The sequence below is a fragment of the Sphaerotilus uruguayifluvii genome (genome assembly GCF_013294065.1).
Taxonomy (GTDB): domain Bacteria; phylum Pseudomonadota; class Gammaproteobacteria; order Burkholderiales; family Burkholderiaceae_C; genus Sphaerotilus; species Sphaerotilus uruguayifluvii.
The window spans coordinates 306,570-322,904 of record NZ_JABSNM010000003.1 but is presented as its reverse complement, the minus strand read 5'-3'; the positions used below and the strand labels follow the sequence as shown (position 1 = coordinate 322,904).

Below are 16,335 nucleotides of genomic sequence, written 5' to 3'. Positions count from 1 at the left end.
CTCGGGTCTTCCGGAAGACGGGCCCGTTCCTTGCAAGCCTGTCCGGCATCCGGACGACATGCCTTCCATGACCGACTTCCGCATTCCCTCCTTCGATCCGGCCGATGCCGCCGACCCGGCCGCGCGCGCGCGCCTCGACGAGCTGACCCGCCAGGCGCGCGAGATCATCCTGGCGCGCCAGGATCCCGACACCGGCCTGCTGCCGGCCAGCACCGCGATCACGGTGCATGGCGACTACACCCATGCCTGGGTGCGCGACAACGTCTACAGCATCATGGCGATCTGGGCGCTGGCCCACGCCTGGCGCGCGCGCGACGCGGCGCAGGCGGCCGAGCTCGACGCACGGGTGATCCACCTGATGCGCGGCCTGCTCGCGGCGATGATGCGCCAGTCGGCCAAGGTCGAGCGCTTCAAGCACACCCAGCATCCGCTCGACGCGCTGCATGCCAAGTACTCGACCTGCAGCGGCGAGCCGGTGGTGGGCGACGCCGAATGGGGTCACCTGCAGATCGACGCCACCGCGATCTTCCTGCTGATGCTGGTGCAGATGAGCGCCGGCGGCCTGCAGATCGTGCGCTCGCGCGACGAGCTGATGTTCGTGCAGAACCTGGTCTGGTATCTGGCGCACGCCTGGCGCACGCCCGACTACGGCATCTGGGAGCGCGGCAACAAGCGCAACGACGGCCGCGCTGAGATCAACGCCAGCTCCGTGGGCATGGCCAAGGCGGCGCTCGAGGTCGCCAGCGGCGCGCGGCTGCTGGAAGACGGCCCCGCCATCCATGTGCCGGCCGAGGCGATCGCGCATGCGCACCACACGCTGGAGAACCTGCTGCCGCGCGAGTCCGAGTCCAAGGAGACCGACGCGGCGCTGCTGTCGATCATCGGCTTCCCGGCCTTCGCGGTCGGGGACGCCGCGCTGGTCGAGCGCACCCGCGCGACCATCGTCGGCCGGCTGCAGGGCCGCCACGGCTGCAAGCGCTTCCTGCGCGACGGCCACCAGACCGCGGTCGAGGACCACAGCCGGCTGCACTACGAGCCGGGCGAGCTGCAGCGCTTCGAGCACATCGAGTCGGAGTGGCCGCTGTTCTTCTGCTATCTGCTGCTCGATGCGCAGCTGCGTGGCGACGAGGCCGCCGCGCGCGACTACCGCCTGCGCCTGGAGGCGCTGATGGTCGAGCAGGGCGGCCAGCGCCTGCTGCCCGAGCTCTACATCGTGCCGGCCGAGGCGGTCGAGGCCGAGCGTGCCGTGCCGCAGAGCCAGGCCCGGGTGCCCAACGACAACGTGCCGCTGGTGTGGGCGCAGAGCCTCTATCTGGTCGGCGTGCTGCTGCAGGAGCGGCTGGTGGCGCCGCAGGTGCTGCTGCCGCGCGGCCGCCGCCCCGGCGTGCTGGCCGGGCGGGTGGTGCCGCCGGAGCCGGTGCGCATCCAGGTCGCGCTGCTGGCGGCCGACCGGCTGGTGCAGGCGCGCCTGGCCGCGCACGGCATCCGCAGCCAGACGCCGGCGGAGATCGCGCCGGTGCAGCTGCGCTATGCCGAGGATCTCGAGATCGCGCTGGCCAGCGTCGGCCGGGTCGACGCGCTCGGCCTGAGCGGGCGCCCGCGCGGGCGGCTCGGCAGCCTGTCGACCAGCCAGGTCTTCCGCGCCGGGGACGAGGCCGGTGCGGCCGGCGCGTCGTCATCGGCGGCCTCCGCGCTGATGCTCTTCCTGCCGTCCTTCTACGGCCGCCAGGGCTTCTATCTGACGCTGGACAACCGGCTGCTGGTCGACGAGCTGCGCGCCGAGCTGGCGACGCTGCGCCGCCACTGGCAGGTGCGCGACCAGCAGGGCCAGCCGCTGCTGACGCTGCTGATCGGCGAGCCGATGCTGGAGGCGGACGGCGCGGATGCGCTGATCGGCTTCCTGCAGTCGCTGGGCGTCGGGCTCGATGAGCCGGAGGTGCAGATCGGACCGCTGGCCGAGCTGCTGCCACGGGTGCGCTGCACCCCGCTCGACGGGCTGGAGTCGCTGGCCGCGTCGGCCCGCCCGGTGGCGGGCATCGGCAGCGGTGCCGCGCTCACGGTCGACCTGAACTGGGAGGAAGGCGCGACCCGGCCGCTGACGCCGGCGCGCGCCGCCGCGCTCGAGCACGAGGAGGACGCGCATGCACTGCAGCGCCAGCTCGCGCGCAGCCGCAATCCCTACGAGCAGATCGAGATCCTCGGCCTGCTGGTGCGCCGCGGCGGCGCCCGCTGGGGCACCGAGCGCGGCCTGTCGGTCTGGCAGATGACGCAGGCGCTCTACGAGCGCGCCTGCCGCGAGCGCCACTGGGGGCTGATCCGCCGCGCCGCGGCGGTGCTCGACGTGCACGACACCGCGCTGGAGGAGGCGGTCGCGCAGATCGTCGCGCGCCAGAAGCGCATCGTCGTCGGTCGCAGCTATGGCGACGGCGCGGTCATCGACCGGCCGCTGCCCAGCGCCGAGATCTTCGAGCGCATCCGCCGCTTCGGCGGCGACGATGCGCGCGCACGGGTGCTGCTGCAGGAGGTGGTGCTGCTGCTGGGCACGCTGATCAAGGCCGACGCGCCGCTGCTGCGCGGCACGCTGACCCTGCGCGCCTGGTACCTGATCCTGCTGATCACCGGCTGGCTGGCGCGCGAGCACGGCCTGACCCAGGCCGAGGGCTTCGACTTCCTGCTGTCGCTGAGCCCGCAGGCCATCCTGCGCCGGCTGCGCGAGGTGATCGCGCACGAGCAGGAGATGGGCCGCAACCTGCTGCGGCTGCAGTCGCTGCACGGCCGGGTCAGCCGCGACGGCGGCCCGCTGGCGCGGGTGCGCTTCCCGGCCGCGGCCGATCCGGTGCTGGACGATGCCTCCGGCGGCTGGCTGGCCTGGCGCGAGGTGCGCGGCGTGCTGACCCGCCTGCCCGAGGACTTCCATGCTCGGGTCTGGGAGGTGCTGCGCCATTTCCCCGGCCTGGTCATCGGCGATCAGCTCGACAGCCGCAACCGGCTCGACAGCCACCTGGCCCGGGCCGACATGACCGCCTCCGAGCGCGGCTTCGCGCTGCAGGTCGACGATCTGCTCAACAAGATCCATGCGCCGGAATACCGCCAGCTGACGATCGAGGCGCTGATCGCGGTCTCCGACATCGCGCGCGCCAACCCGGATCTGGCCGCCGACGGGCTGCTGGTGATGGACGTGCTGATCGGCATCGCGGTGCGGCTCGGCTGGGAGCAGTCGCTGCCCGCCCGCCCCGAGGCGGACGGCGAGGGCGACGACACGCCGGCGCCCGACTACAACGAGCACAAGGCCGCCGCCTGGCAGGGCTTCTACGCGCTGCCGCCGCATCGGGTGGCGACGCTGGTGATGGATGCGCTGGTCTTCCTGATGACGCCGGAGACCGCTGAGGCCGAGGCGGACCAGGCGCCGGCCTGATCAGTCGACGCCGAAGCGCAGCGTGCGGCCTTCGGCGGCGCTGCGCATCGCGCAGTCCATCAGCGCCATGACCGCCAGGGCTTCGCGCGGCGGCACCGGGTTGGGCGCCAGGCCGCGCAGCGCGTCGCGGAGGCCGGCGTAGTAGGCGCGGTAGTCGCCGGCCGGGCGCGGGCGTTCGCTCAGGGCGCCGGTGGCGTCGGCCTGCAGCGCGGGGCGCGCATCCTCGCCCCAGCCGGGCGCGCCGGGCTTCATGCCCGCCTTGAGCTGGTCTTCCTGGATGTCCAGACCGCTGCACAGCCAGCTGCCGCGGGTGCCGTGCGCCTCGAAGCGCGGGGCCTGCCAGGCCGCCAGCCGGGTGACGTGCAGCGTCACGCGCCGCTGCGCGCCGTAGCCCAGCACCACCTGCGCCCAGTCGTCCACGCCCTGGCCACCGTCGCGCAGGCCCGCACGCAGCGCGCACACCGTCTCGGGCGGGCCGAAGAGCTGCATCGCCTGGTCGACGACATGCGGCCCCAGGTCATACCAGAGGCCGGCGCCGGGGCCGGGCCGCTCGCGCCAGCGGTCGCGCGGTTCGGGCGAGAAGCGGTCGAAGCGCGAGACCAGCTCGCGCACCTCGCCCAGCGTGCCGCCGTCGATGGCCGCGCGCAGGCCGAGAAAGTCCCCGTCCCAGCGGCGGTTGTGGAAGACGGAGAGCAGCAGCCCGCGCGCCTCGGCCAGCGCGACCAGATCCTGCGCCTCGGCCAGCGTCACGGTGAAGGGCTTGTCGATCACCACCGCCTTGCCCGCCAGCAGCGCCGCGCGCGCCAGCGGATGGTGGCTGTCGTTGGGCGTGGCGATCACCACCAGGTCGACGTCAGGTGCGGTCGCGGCCTTCAGGTAGTCCGGCTCGACCGCCAGATCGGCGCGCCAGTCACGCACCTTCTCCGCATCGGACGAGGCCACGCACACCAGCTCCAGCCCCTCGACCGCCTCGATCAGCGGGGCGTGGAAGGTGCGCCCGACATAGCCGAAGCCGATCAGCGCCACGCGGATCGCGGGCAGGGCGGGGCGGGACGGGAAGCTCATGAAACGCGCGCTCCAATGAAAAAAGGTGAGCCCTCGACGGAGAGCTCACCAAAGAAAGGGTGGCAGCACTCTTTGCCACCCCCTCAGGACCACACAGACCGTGGACCCCGAAAGCAGCCTGCTGGCCGCGGTGCCGGCGCCCCGCGCGGGGGCGCCGCGGCGCCGATCAGAAGGCGTAGTTGACGCGCACGCGGGCGGTGATCTTGGCGTCGCCGTCGGTGCCGGTGCCGGTGGCCTTGCTGTAGGCCAGCGCCGGGGTGATGGTGGCGCCGGTGTTGAACAGCGGCAGGCTGTAGGCGACGTAGACGTTGTTCTCCTTGATGGAGCCGCCGCCGGCGACGTCGTTGCGGTCGTAGATGTAGCCGACGCCCGCGGCGCCGATGACGGCGTTCAGGCCGACGCTCGAGCCCTTCAGGTCAGCGACCTTGCCGGCGTTGTAGCTCAGGTTCAGGGCCGCACCCGCCATCGTGGTGCCGACGGTCACGCCGCCGCCACGGATCTTCTGGCCTTCCGGGGTCTTGCCGCTGTCGATGCCGAACTTCACGGTGAAGCCGTCCATCGAGTACGACACGACCGGGCGGACGGCGGTGTTCTTGTGCGCGGCGATGACGCCCAGCTCGACCGCCAGGCCCGAGCCGGCGTTCAGGGTCAGGGCCGCGTGCGCGGTGCCGTCGCCGTAGGTGGCGTTGTTGCCGTAGCGGCCGCGCAGCATGTTGCGGTAGCCGGCGGCGCCGTCGTCCTCGACCACGGTGTCCTTGCCGACCGGGAAGATGTCGGCGGCTTCGAAGCGGCCCAGCTTCAGGTCACCCGAGGCGTTGCCGAACTGGACCCACATGTCGTCGACGGCGGTGGTGCTGTCCTTCTTGGCCAGGAAGCTGGCGCGACCGGCGACGAAGCCGTCGGTGCCCGCCTTGCCGGCAGCGTTGAACTCGACGCGGCCGCCCTGGGCAGCGCCGCGGCCCAGGTTGCGGTAGTCGGTGTCCAGTTCGACGTTGGCGTCGAAGCTCGCGGCGAAAGCCGGAGCGGCGAGCAGGGCGGCGATGGCCACGGCGATGTGCGACTTGCGGATCATGGTCTTGACTCCTCTTTCGTTGCGGATGCGGTCGTTCGTTGCTTTGTTCGTCCGACCTCGGGGTGATGAACAGTAACGACGTTTAACTTGTGGTTTACCTGCGGTTAACCCTGAATTAACGTCTTTCGTTGTTTTTCAGTGACTGCCGCGGTGAATGGATTCTGGCGACGCCCATGCGGCGAATCGCCTCGCGTTTGCCCGAGGATTCATCGGGTTACGGCACAGGTTCATCGACGGACAGCGACAGGGCAGCATCGATTCTGGTGAAACCCGGATCTTTCGGTTGGAAGCGAAAACGTTTGCGTATTGCTGTCGATCTGATTTAGGCGCAAACCTAGGGAAGATCCTTGTGGTGATTCCACGACGTTACAGCCGTGGCTGTCAGCTGCACAAAGCACGACGCCCGCCCCGGCGCGGGGCCGGACGGCGGGCGTCGACAGGGGCGGGGCGCGGGTCTCAGTACAGGGTCGGGCCGGCCGGCGCGCGCAGCCCGGGGCTGCCGCCGCCACGCGGATCGAGGCTGAAGCGCAGGTACACCGAGCCGACGCCCTGGGTGTACTGCGGCGCGCGCTCGAAGCCGATGCGCGTGCCGATGTCGAGCTGGCGGGTGATCTGGTATTCCAGCGCGCCGCCGAGGTTCAGCGTCAGGCCGCTGTCGCTGCGTGCGGCATAGCGTGCGGTCGGCGCCTGTCCTGCGGCGACCAGGCTCTCGAGCGCCGACTGCGCGGCCGCGTCGGTCGGGAAGTAGGGCGCCGCGTCCTCGCGGTAGGTCTGCAGGCCGGCCGAGCCCTGCACGCCCCAGCTCAGGCGGCCGCTGCGGCCGATCCAGTTCAGCGGCACGGTCAGCGCGAGCAGGTGCTGCGGGCTGAAGTAGCCGCCGTGGCCCCAGGTGTAGCCGCCGAGGTTGTGGCGGTGGTGCTGGTAGCCGAGGTTCAGGCCGATCTCCAGCCGGTCGTCCGGCGTGCTGCGCGGGCGCCAGTAGCCGCCGCCGCCGAGCTCGATGCGGCTGTTGGACTCGACCGCGCGGCCGGTCAGCGCATGCGCGCCGCCATAGCCGTACAGGCCGACGTCGTCCTGTTCCCACGACAGCTGCGAGCGCAGGCCGGTGGCGCGCACGCCGCCCCAGGTGCGGCCGGTGCGCGCGTCGGTGGTGCCGGCGAAGGACAGCAGGCTGTCGTTCAGCGCGCGGCGCGAGCCCTCGACCATCAGTCTCAGGCCGCTGCTGCCGATCGCGTCCTCCCAGCGCACGCCGCCGACCGCGCCGGCGACCGCGAAGCCGACCGGCACGGTGCCGATGTCGGCGCTGATCGTGGCGGTCTCGATGCCGACGCCCAGGCCGATGCCGGCGTCGCTCTGGTCGCCCGGCGTGGTGACGCCGGTCGGGTCGAGCGCGAGCGTGCCGTGGCGCCGGCGCGTGCCGGGTTCGGCGCCGACGCTGCCGGCGCTCAGGAAGACCGGGCTGGCACGCACGACGACGTGGCCGACCTCGTCGATCGCGATGCGGCCCTCGACCGGCGCCTGCACCGTGTCGAGCTTGCCGAAGCCGCCTTCGCCGTCGCGCGAGCGCAGCGCGCCGCCGCCCTCGATGCGGCTGCCGGGACCGCGTTCGGCCTGGACCTCGGCGAGCTCGTCGGCAAGGCTGCGGCTGCGGCGCGCGGCGGCGGGCCGCACCGGCGCGGGGCTGGCTGCGGCGAGCCGGCGCGGCGAGGCGGCCAGCGGCGTGGCCACGGGCGCGGGCAGCGGCGGCAGCGCGGCCCCCTGTGCGACCTGCGCGGCCTGCGTCGTCGGTGCTGCGAGTGCGGAGCGTGCGGGCGCCGGCGCGCCGGTGGTGCGCCAGCGCAGCGCGCGCGTGACCGGCGAATCGGCGCTGGCCGGCGAGGGCAGGCCGGCGGCGGTCGGCGGCAGCTGGTCGAGGTCGGCGGGCAGCGTGGCGGCCGGGGCCGCGGCGGGAGCCGCCAGCGCGGCGAAGGCCGGCGCCGGCAGGCCGCCCGCCGGTGCCGGCAGGCCGGTGTCGCCGGGCAGGCGGCGGCTGGCGAAGGGATTGCTCGCCATGCGCGGCTGGCCCCACTGCGCGACCGCGGCCGGCCGCTGCGCGGCCATCGCCAGACGCAGGTACTCGGCAGCCTTCGCGAACTGGCCGCGCGCGCGGTAGTGGCGGGCCTGCTGGGCCAGCACCTCGGGCCGGTCGGGCGCGATGCGGCGCGCCTGCTCCAGCGCCTGCTCGGCGGTGTCGCGGTCCTTGCGCGCGTCGGCGGCGGCGGCCAGGCCCAGCCAGGCGTCGAGCTCGTCCGGGCGCTCGCGCAGCACCGTCTCGTACAGCGCGATGGCGGTGTCGGGCTCGCCGGCGCTCAGGTGCATGCGCGCCAGCGCCATCTGCAGCCGCGGCTCGGCCGGGCGTTCCTGCAGCAGCGGCGCGATCGCCTCCCAGGCCGAGGCCAGGTCGCCGGCCTCGCGCAGCAGGTCGGCCTGGCGCACCGAGTAGCCCAGGCGCAGCTCGTCGAGGTCGCGGCGCTGCGACGGGCCGAGCTGCTGCATCTGCGCCATCGACATCAGCTGGCGCAGCACGCCGGCGAGCTCGACGTCCTGACGGGTCTGCAGCAGCAGCCCGGCGTGGCGCAGCAGCAGCGCCGGGCCGGCCTGCGGCTGCGCAGCCAGCGTCGCGCGGATCAGCTGGCTGGCGCGTGCCTCGTTGCCGAGGTCGAGGTAGGCGCCGGCGACCGCGCCGACCAGCTCCGGATCCTGTCCGGCCGCGGTCTCGGCCTCGGCCAGCAGCGCCGCGGCCGGCGCGACCTGGCCGGCGCGGTACATCGCCACCGCCTCGGCCGCCTGGGCCTGCACCGCGGCGCGGCGCTGCAGCCGGTCCATCGCGATCGAGCGCTCGCGCCGGGGCACCTGCTCGAGCGTCTGCATCACGCCGGCCCAGTCCTTCAGCTCGGCCTGCAGCAGCGCGCGCGCATGCAGCGCGTCGGCGCGCTCGCCGCCCGAGGTCGGCACGACCATCGCGTCGAGCTGCGCACGCGCCTCGGCGCTGCGGTTCTGGCGCACCAGCAGCTGGCCGAGCGCCAGCCGCACCCACGGCGCGGCCGGCGCCAGCGCGGCGGCCTGCTCCAGCAGCGCCTGGGCGCCGGCGACATCGCCGCGCTGCAGCGCCATCTCGGCCTGCAGGCGCTGCTGGTTGGCGCGCAGCGCGCCGGCGCCGCCCAGGCGCGCGAGCTGCTCGGCGTCGAGATCGCGGACCATGGCCTGGGCCTGCTCGACGCGGCCGGAGGCGCCCAGCACGCCGATCAGGCCGGCGGTGGCACGCGCGTGGCGCGCATCGGCCTGCAGCGCGGCGCGGTAGGCCGCCTCGGCCGGTGCGAGCCGGCCCTGGCCGACCAGCAGGTCGCCGAGCAGCACCTGCGCCTCGGGCTCCTTCGGGTCGAGCTCGATGGACGCACGCGCCAGGCGCACCGCGCGGTCGGTGTCGCCGGCCAGGCGTGCGGCATGGGCCTCGTGCAGCTGCTGCCAGTGGCGCGCGCTGCGCTCCATTGGCTTCCAGCGCGCGCCCGAGGGCGTCGCCACCGCCCGGCCGAGCAGCTCGACCGACTCGTCGAAGCGCTCCTGGCGCAGCCGCACCAGCCCCAGGCCGGCGAGCGACTCGGTGTCGAGCGGGCGCTGGCGCAGCAGCGCCTCGAACTGCGTCGCCGCTGCGTCGACGTCGCCGGCGTTCAGCGCGGCATAGGCCTGGCGCTGCGCGGTGCCGCGCGGCGCGTCGGTGCGCTCGCTGACCGGCTCGGGCGCGCGGGCGGGGGCGGTCGAGGCGGTGCGGGCGGCCGGGGGCGCGGCCTCGCGCGGGGCGGCGGCAGTGCGCGCGGCGGCCGAGGTCGCCGCACTCGCCGGCTCGGCGCTCGTGCCGGCGCCGCGTGCCGGCGTGGCCGCGGCGGCGGAGACGGCCGGCGCCGCGGCGGAGCCGCTGCCGCTGCTGCCGCTGCCGCGCGCCTGCATCTGCGCGCTCAGGCGCGGATCCTCGCCGACGGTGGCGACGTACTGGCGCACCAGCGCGGAATCCGCGCCGGCGCCCATCCACAGCAGCGCCTGGCGCCAGGCGGTGCGTGCATCCTGGCGCACCGCGGCCGGCGCGTCGTCACGCACCGCCAGCGTGCTCAGGCGCTGGATCGCCTCGCGGCGGGTCGATTCGCGGTAGCTCAGGTGGCGGGCGTAGGCCAGCTGCACCCCGGACTGGCTCGGCTGGGCCTGCGCGAGCCTCTCGAGGCCGCGGCGCGCCTCGTCCCAGCCCTCGCGGGTGCCGCCGAGCGTCTGGTAGTACTCGAGCGCCAGGTCGTCGCTCGGCGGCTGGCCGCCCAGCGCCTGCCGGTAGGACTTGGCCGCGGCCTCCATCTGGCCGGCCTGGGCCTGCTGGCGGGCGGTGGCCAGCAGCGACTGGCTCGTGGTGCGGGTGCGCACCTGGCGCGACAGGCGATCGAGCGAGGCGTTGCCGGGCTGGACCTGGCGCAGGCGGTCGACATAGCCGCCGGCCTCGTCGAAGCGGCCGGCCTCGATGCTCAGCGTCGCCAGGCCCTGCAGCGCGTCGGGCTGGCGCGGGTCGATCGCCAGCAGCTTGTTCCAGGTCTGCGTCGCCAGGTCGGGGCGCTGGCGCTGCTGCCAGTGGCGGGCCTGGTCGATCAGCGTCTGCACCGCGCCGGCCGGGCCGGCGCTGGCGGCCTGGGTGGCCGAGGGGCCGGGCGCGGGCACCGGCGCCGAGGTGGCCTGGGCCATCGCGCCGGGCGCGGCCAGGCCGTGCAGCAGCGCCGCGCAGGCCAGCGCGATGACGTTCGTGACCGGTGCCGGGAGCGTGCCGGTGCGGCGCTCGTTCAGGCAGGGGTGTTGCGGCATGTCGAGTCCTGAGGGGTGTTCTGATAGCGGGCAGGGGCGCGACGCCGCAGCAGGCCGTCGGTGCCGCAGGACCAGCGCCCCTGCAGCGACCCGACGCCGAACAGCATCAGCACGAGGTCGTAGTAGCGCAGCGGCCGGCCCATCGCGGCGCGCAGCCGCTCGAGCCGGCGGCCCAGCGCGGCGCGGTCGCCGAGCGCCGCCAGATAGGGCAGCACCGCGGCATCGAAGCCGGGCGGGCCGCTTCCACGCGGCGCGGTGCCGCCGCGCGTCGACAGGTATTCCGGCACCGGGCCGTCGCCCTGCAGCAGCGGCTGCAGGCCGCCGAGCGACTTCAGCAGCGGCGCGCGTGCCGGGTCCTGCGCCGGCAGCACGCCGGCCCACAGGTAGCAGCGGATGGCGTCGTAGCTGCCGCTGTCGCCCTTCTCGAGGTCCTGGGCCAGCCACTGCGCCGGCTGCGCGCCGCGGCCGGCCTGCCAGCTGACCCAGTCCGGCGCCAGTCCGTTCGGGCTGACCGCGCGGGTCATCGCCAGTCCCTGCTCGACCAGCGCGGCCCAGGGACCGCCCGGATCGTGGGTGGCGAGCGCGCGCAGCGGATGCACCGCGCTGTAGCTGGGGTTGAAGCGCCAGATCAGCCGGTCGGCCAGCGCGAAGCCCTTCGGTCCGGGCAGCAGCATGCGGCCCAGGCCGGGCACGTCGGCGATCTCGTCGCGGCGGATCAGCTGCACGATCGCGCGGGCGGTCTCGGCGTAGGCGGGCTGGTTCCACAGCCGCGCCGCCTCGAACAGCGCCACCGCCATCCAGAGGTCGGCGTCGCTGGCCGCGTTCGGGTCGAGCACGCCCCACTGGCCGTTGCGCTGGCCCCAGAGCCAGGCCGGCAGCCGCGCGGCGAAGTCGCCGCCGGCGAGGTTGTGGCGCGTCCAGGCCAGCACCCGGTCGAAGCAGGCGCGGTCGTCGGCCACCAGCGCGAGGAACAGCGTGTAGGCCTGGCCCTCCGAGGTGCTGATCTGTTCGGGCGTGTCGTGGTCGACGACGCGGCCGTCGGCCTGCACGCACTGCGCCAGGTAGCGCCGCCAGAGCATGTCGAAGTCCACGCACGACAGCGGCGTCGCGGCGGGCGAGGCCGCGGAGGCCGGGCTGTCCGGCGCGGCCTGCAGCGGCGCGCAGGCCGCCAGCAGCGTGGCCGCGCCGGCGACGCCGAGCAGCTGCCGGCGGGTGGGTTCGGGATCAGGCCGGCGCACCGGCCCGGCGTCGAATCGCATGGCGTTGCAGGAGCACGTAGTTGATGAGCGACAGCAGCAGCACCGAGCCGAGCAGCACCAGCCACAGCAGCACCGGCCGGTCCGAGAGCTGCCAGCGCAGCCAGGTGATCCACGGCAGCTCGCCGCTGCCATAGGTCGGATCGGCCTCGCGGTAGCTCGGGTGGCCCTGGGCGTCGAAGGCGACGATCTGGCCGTGGATCTGCGCCACCCGCTGCGCGTCGTCCAGCGCGGAGCTGCCCAGCGCCAGGTCGGCCGGCGTCTCGCCGATCAGCGCCACGACGCTGCGGCCGCCGCGCAGCGGCGACTCGAAGCCGAGCAGCACCGCCCGGGCGTCGAGATGGCGGAAGGTCAGCGAGTGCAGCGGCGGATGGCGCTCCTTGCGCCAGAGCTGCTTGAGCCAGCCCAGCCAGGGCCAGCGCACCGTCAGCGGCTGCAGCCGGCGCGCGCCGGCATCGCCCAGCGCCGCCACCGGCAGGTCGAGGAAGGGCATCGCGCCGGCCCATTCGGTGAACAGCGGCTGGCTGCCGGCGCTGCCGATGACCACCAGCTCGCGGCTGGCGACCTGGTCGACCTCGCGTGCGCGCACCACCTCGACCGCCCGGCCGGCCAGGCCGGTGGAGCGGCCGATGAAGCTGGCCACCGCCAGCATCGCGTCGACCTCCTCGCGCACCGGCACGTCCGGCAGCACGATCGCGCTCTCGGAGAGGTCGGCCATGCGCGAGAACGGATAGCCCGCGTTCGCGAACGCGGCCAGGTTGGGCATCGGCAGGTAGTGCGGCGCGTCGGAGAAGTCGACCGTCGAGCTGCCGTCGATGATGGTCGAGGGCAGGCTCCAGCGTGGATCGGCGGTGCCGCCGTTGCTGTTCTCCGCGCGGGCCTCGCGCAGGCATTCGGCTATCTCGTCCTCCGGCCCGTGATCGGCGCGCAGGTCCAGCCGCGCGTGCGACTGCGTGCCCAGCTGGGCCGCGGCCAGCCGCAGCGACGGGTCGTACTGGCGCACGACCAGATCGTCGCCGCTGAATCGCCGCTTCAGGTCCTCGAACCAGCGCCGCGGCGTCGAGGCGCTCATGTCGATCAGGTAGAGGAACTCGTGGTTTACCCGCACGTCGAGCTCGCTGTGCTCCGGGCGTTCCTCGCCGGGGTCGGGCACCTGCGGCGAATGGCGCACATGCATCTCGATGGGGATGTGCCGGTTGCGCCACGGGAAGATGTCCGGCGGCAGCCGCATCGGCAGCGTCAGCGCCAGCGACTCGCGCTTGGTGCCGGAGAAGCCCAGCCGTTCCGGCGCCACCAGCTCGTCGAAGCGCACCGGCCGGTGCGTCGGCGTCCAGCGGGGCGCGTCGTAGGGCTGGCGTGGCGCGATCTCGGGGGGCGTGCCGCTGAGCACCACCGAGCTGCCGTGGCCGGGCAGCTGGCCCTGCACCAGCGCGTCGACGGCGCGGCGCAGCTCGGCGCCGTCGCGCCCGAGCAGGTAGAGCACCTTCGAGCCCGGGTGCCGCGGATGCGAGCCCATCAGCACGGTCGGGCCGGTGATCGGCGGCAGCTCGACGTCCGCGGGACGGTCGGCCGGCGTGGCCAGCACGATCGCGTGGCCGCTGCCCGGCAGGTCGCCGCGCGAGCCGACCGTCGCGCCGCGGTAGTCGGCCAGCGCGCCGAACCAGGACGCCAGGTGGGCGGCCGACTGCAGCGTCGTGCGCTCCGGCCGCTCCGAGGTCACCAGCGTGACCGCGGTCGGCCGGGTGTCGTGCCGGTCGAAGAAGGGCGCCGGCAGCACCGCCAGGTCGTTGGCCAGCGGCAGCGGCTGCAGCAGCAGCGTCAGCATCGAGCTGCCGTCGAGCGAGATGCGCGGGAAGGTCTGCTTCGGATCGCAGTCGGGCGGCGCGGCGAACTGCACCGTCAGCTCGTTGCGGTCGGTCAGGATGCGCGGGTCGATCTCGAGCGTGCGCTCGATCTGCGGCGGCAGCGGCGCCGCCGGCATGTCGATGCGCGCCACCGTCTCGCTGTTGAGCTTGACGACCAGCAGGTCGCTGCGGCCGGCCATGTCCGGCGACGGCGTGAAGCGCAGCTGCAGCACGGCGCGCGTGGCCAGCTCGTCGGTGCGCAGCTCGAAGTACAGGCGCTGGCGGAAATGGCCGCGGCGCAGCACCTGCGGCAGGAACACCTGGCCGATCCTGTCGAAGCTCAGGTCCAGGCGGCGTCCGCCGCGCGGAATGTCCAGGTTCGGTGCGATGGTCGGTGCCGACGCGGAAGGCGCGGCGGGTGCGACGGAGGCCGGGCGGGCGGCAGGCTGGGCGGGTGCCCGGCTGCTGCCGGCCCGCAGCGGCGCGGCAGGCAGCATGAGCGCGCCTGCCAGCGCAAGCAGGGTCAGGAACGGGCGCATGGTCATGCGGAGGCGGAAGGGGCGGGCGTGTCGGCCGGGCCGCCGCGCTGCAGGCCGATCATGCGTGCGAACACCCGGGTGCAGCCGCGGATGCCCAGGCGGCAGACCTCCGCCAGCGCATAGGCCGGGCGGTCCGGATGGTGGCGCGCCTGCACGCCCAGCCAGGTGTCGGCGCGCGCGAAGGTGCACTGCACCAGGTCCATCTGCTGCTCGAGCGTCATCTCCTCGAAGCGCAGGCCGTGCGAGCGGCCGTTGCTGAAGGCGACCCGCGCGTTGAACTCGGTGATGATCTGGTCGCCGCGCTCGAGCTGCAGCGTGAGCTGCGTGTCGCGACCGAAGCTCATGCCGTCGGGCATGCGCACCTTCAGGCCGCCTTCGGAGAAATCCTCCGTCTCGGCGTGGAAGGGGCGCCCGTCCGGACCCTGCAGCCGCACCGGCAGGCCGAACTGCACCCGGTGCGACTGGCGCACCTGGCGCGTCTCGGAGGCCGCCGCCGCGGCCGCGCCCAGGATCATCAGGTTGTAGACCGTCCACAGCATGTTCAGCGCGACCGTCTCGGTCTGGTCGTTCGGGTCGAGCAGCAGGTGGCCGAGAATGTCGACGCTCCAGCCGAAATGGATGCCCGCCATGCGCAGCAGCCCGGCGAGCATGCCGAGCATGTTCATGCTCAGCAGCACCACATAGGGCCGCGCGATGCCCCAGTCGAAGTAGTCGCGCTCGATGTAGCCGCCCTTGGCGGTGACGTTGAACTTGCCCGCCTTCGGGTTGATCACCGCGTACAGCGTCGGGCGGAAGATGTACCAGGCCAGCACCGCCTCGTAGACCTCGGCCCAGAAGGAGTGGCGGAAGGCCCCCTGCACCCGCGAGTTCACCTGGTTGGCATGCGAGAGGTGGGGCAGCGCCATCGCCGCGATCGTCAGCGCGGTGGCCTGGATGACGTGCGCGCCGAAGAACAGGTAGGCCAGCGGCGCGGTCAGGAAGATCAGCCGCGGGATGCCGTAGAAGAAGTGCAGCATCGCGTTCGAGTAGCAGATCCGCTGCGCCAGCGTCAGTCCCGGGCCCAGCAGCGGGCAGTCGGTGCGGAAGATCTGCGCCATGCCGCGCGCCCAGCGGATGCGCTGGCCCACATGCGCCGACAGGCTCTCGGTGGCCAGGCCGGCGGCCTGCGGGATCGCGATGTAGGCGGTGGTGTAGCCCTTGCGGTGCATCTTCAGCGCGGTGTGCGCGTCCTCGGTGACGGTCTCGACCGCCACGCCGCCCACTTCCAGCAGCGGACCGCGCCGCAGCACCGCGCAGGAGCCGCAGAAGAAGGTCGCGTTCCAGAAGTCGTTGCCGTCCTGCACCAGGCCGTAGAACAGCTCGCCCTCGTTGGGGATGCGGCCGAAGGTGCCCAGGTTGCGCTCGAAGGGGTCGGGCGAGAAGAAGTGGTGCGGCGTCTGCAGCATCGCCAGCTTCGGATCGCGGTAGAACCAGCCGATCGTCATCTGCAGGAAGGAGCGCGTCGGGATGTGGTCGCAGTCGAAGATGGCGATGAACTCGCCGTGCGTGTTCTTCAGCGCCTCGTTGATGTTGCCGGCCTTGGCGTGGCGGTTGTGGTTGCGGATGACCCAGTTGACGCCGACCTCCTCGGCGAACTGCTTGAACTCCTCGCGCCGGCCGTCGTCGAGGATGTGGATGTGCAGCTTGTCGATCGGCCAGTCGATGGCCATCGCCGCCAGCACCGTCGGCTTGACCACCTTCAGCGGCTCGTTGTAGGAGGGGATGAAGATGTCGACGTGCGGCCACTCCTCGATCGGCAGGTTCAGGCCGACCGGTCGGCGCTGCAGCGGCCAGATCGTCTGGATGAAGCCCAGCACCAGCACCAGCCAGGCGTAGATCTCCGCGACGATCAGGCCGGTGGCGAAGAAGATGTCGACGACCTTGTCCATGTGCATCGTCTCGGTCAGCCGCCAGTACAGGTAGCGGGTCGAGACGGTCAGCGACACGAAGGTCATCACCAGCGTGATCATCCGCCCGGGAAAGCGGTTGAGCATCCAGGTGCAGGCGAAGCACAGCACGCCGAAGATGGTCTGCTCGCGCAGGTCCAGCGGCACCGACATCACCGTGACCATCAGGAAGATGCCGCACAGCATCAGCCCGGCCTGCAGCGCGCGGTGTTCCCACAGCCGCCAGCCGGTGACCGGCCACAGCGACGACAGCAGCGTGCGCGCGTGCATCGGCTGCAGGTGGTGGCGGTTCGAGCGGATCAGCCGCAATCGGGGCGACAGGGATC

At 73.4% G+C, this 16,335-nt stretch carries 7 protein-coding genes; 1 reads left to right on the top strand and 6 read right to left on the bottom strand.

The annotated features are described in order from the left end of the window. Positions 1 to 58: 58 nt before the first annotated feature. Positions 59 to 3,415 (top strand): glycoside hydrolase family 15 protein, encoded by a 3,357-nt coding sequence (locus tag HNQ01_RS05405; protein WP_217427410.1) that lies wholly within the window; start codon positions 59 to 61, stop codon positions 3,413 to 3,415. Here the strand turns inward: HNQ01_RS05405 and HNQ01_RS05400 are convergent, their stop codons facing one another. The 6 genes from HNQ01_RS05400 to bcsA all read right to left on the bottom strand — a co-directional run bounded on the left by HNQ01_RS05400 (position 3,416) and on the right by bcsA (position 16,279). Beyond that, the gene (locus HNQ01_RS05400; RefSeq protein ID WP_173804338.1) at positions 3,416 to 4,480 is read right to left on the bottom strand and encodes an oxidoreductase; all 1,065 of its coding nucleotides are present in this window, start codon (positions 4,478 to 4,480) and stop codon (positions 3,416 to 3,418) included. A gap of 166 nt (positions 4,481 to 4,646) precedes the next feature. After that, the gene (locus HNQ01_RS05395; RefSeq protein ID WP_173804337.1) at positions 4,647 to 5,552 is read right to left on the bottom strand and encodes a carbohydrate porin; all 906 of its coding nucleotides are present in this window, start codon (positions 5,550 to 5,552) and stop codon (positions 4,647 to 4,649) included. Between the two features lie 456 nt (positions 5,553 to 6,008). Then, positions 6,009 to 10,424, bottom strand: a complete 4,416-nt coding sequence (locus HNQ01_RS05390; RefSeq protein ID WP_173804336.1) for a cellulose biosynthesis protein BcsC — start codon at positions 10,422 to 10,424, stop codon at positions 6,009 to 6,011. Further along, on the bottom strand, positions 10,403 to 11,683 hold the full coding sequence (gene bcsZ / locus HNQ01_RS05385; protein WP_173804335.1) for a cellulose synthase complex periplasmic endoglucanase BcsZ: 1,281 nt from the start codon (positions 11,681 to 11,683) through the stop codon (positions 10,403 to 10,405). The genes HNQ01_RS05390 and bcsZ overlap by 22 nt, the downstream gene beginning before the upstream one ends. After that, positions 11,649 to 14,069 (bottom strand): cellulose biosynthesis cyclic di-GMP-binding regulatory protein BcsB, encoded by a 2,421-nt coding sequence (locus HNQ01_RS05380; RefSeq protein ID WP_173804334.1) that lies wholly within the window; start codon positions 14,067 to 14,069, stop codon positions 11,649 to 11,651. The genes bcsZ and HNQ01_RS05380 overlap by 35 nt, the downstream gene beginning before the upstream one ends. Continuing rightward, on the bottom strand, positions 14,066 to 16,279 hold the full coding sequence (gene bcsA / locus HNQ01_RS05375; RefSeq protein WP_173804383.1) for a UDP-forming cellulose synthase catalytic subunit: 2,214 nt from the start codon (positions 16,277 to 16,279) through the stop codon (positions 14,066 to 14,068). Before bcsA ends, HNQ01_RS05380 begins: the two co-directional genes overlap by 4 nt. Positions 16,280 to 16,335: the final 56 nt, after the last annotated feature.

Coding starts and splice junctions, on each gene's coding strand:
- bcsA (WP_173804383.1), bottom strand. CDS start 16,279: ATGCACGCGCGCACGCTGCTGTCGTCGCTGTGGCCGGTCACCGGCTGG.
- HNQ01_RS05390 (WP_173804336.1), bottom strand. CDS start 10,424: ATGCCGCAACACCCCTGCCTGAACGAGCGCCGCACCGGCACGCTCCCG.
- HNQ01_RS05380 (WP_173804334.1), bottom strand. CDS start 14,069: ATGACCATGCGCCCGTTCCTGACCCTGCTTGCGCTGGCAGGCGCGCTC.
- bcsZ (WP_173804335.1), bottom strand. CDS start 11,683: ATGCGATTCGACGCCGGGCCGGTGCGCCGGCCTGATCCCGAACCCACC.
- HNQ01_RS05395 (WP_173804337.1), bottom strand. CDS start 5,552: ATGATCCGCAAGTCGCACATCGCCGTGGCCATCGCCGCCCTGCTCGCC.
- HNQ01_RS05400 (WP_173804338.1), bottom strand. CDS start 4,480: ATGAGCTTCCCGTCCCGCCCCGCCCTGCCCGCGATCCGCGTGGCGCTG.
- HNQ01_RS05405 (WP_217427410.1), top strand. CDS start 59: ATGCCTTCCATGACCGACTTCCGCATTCCCTCCTTCGATCCGGCCGAT.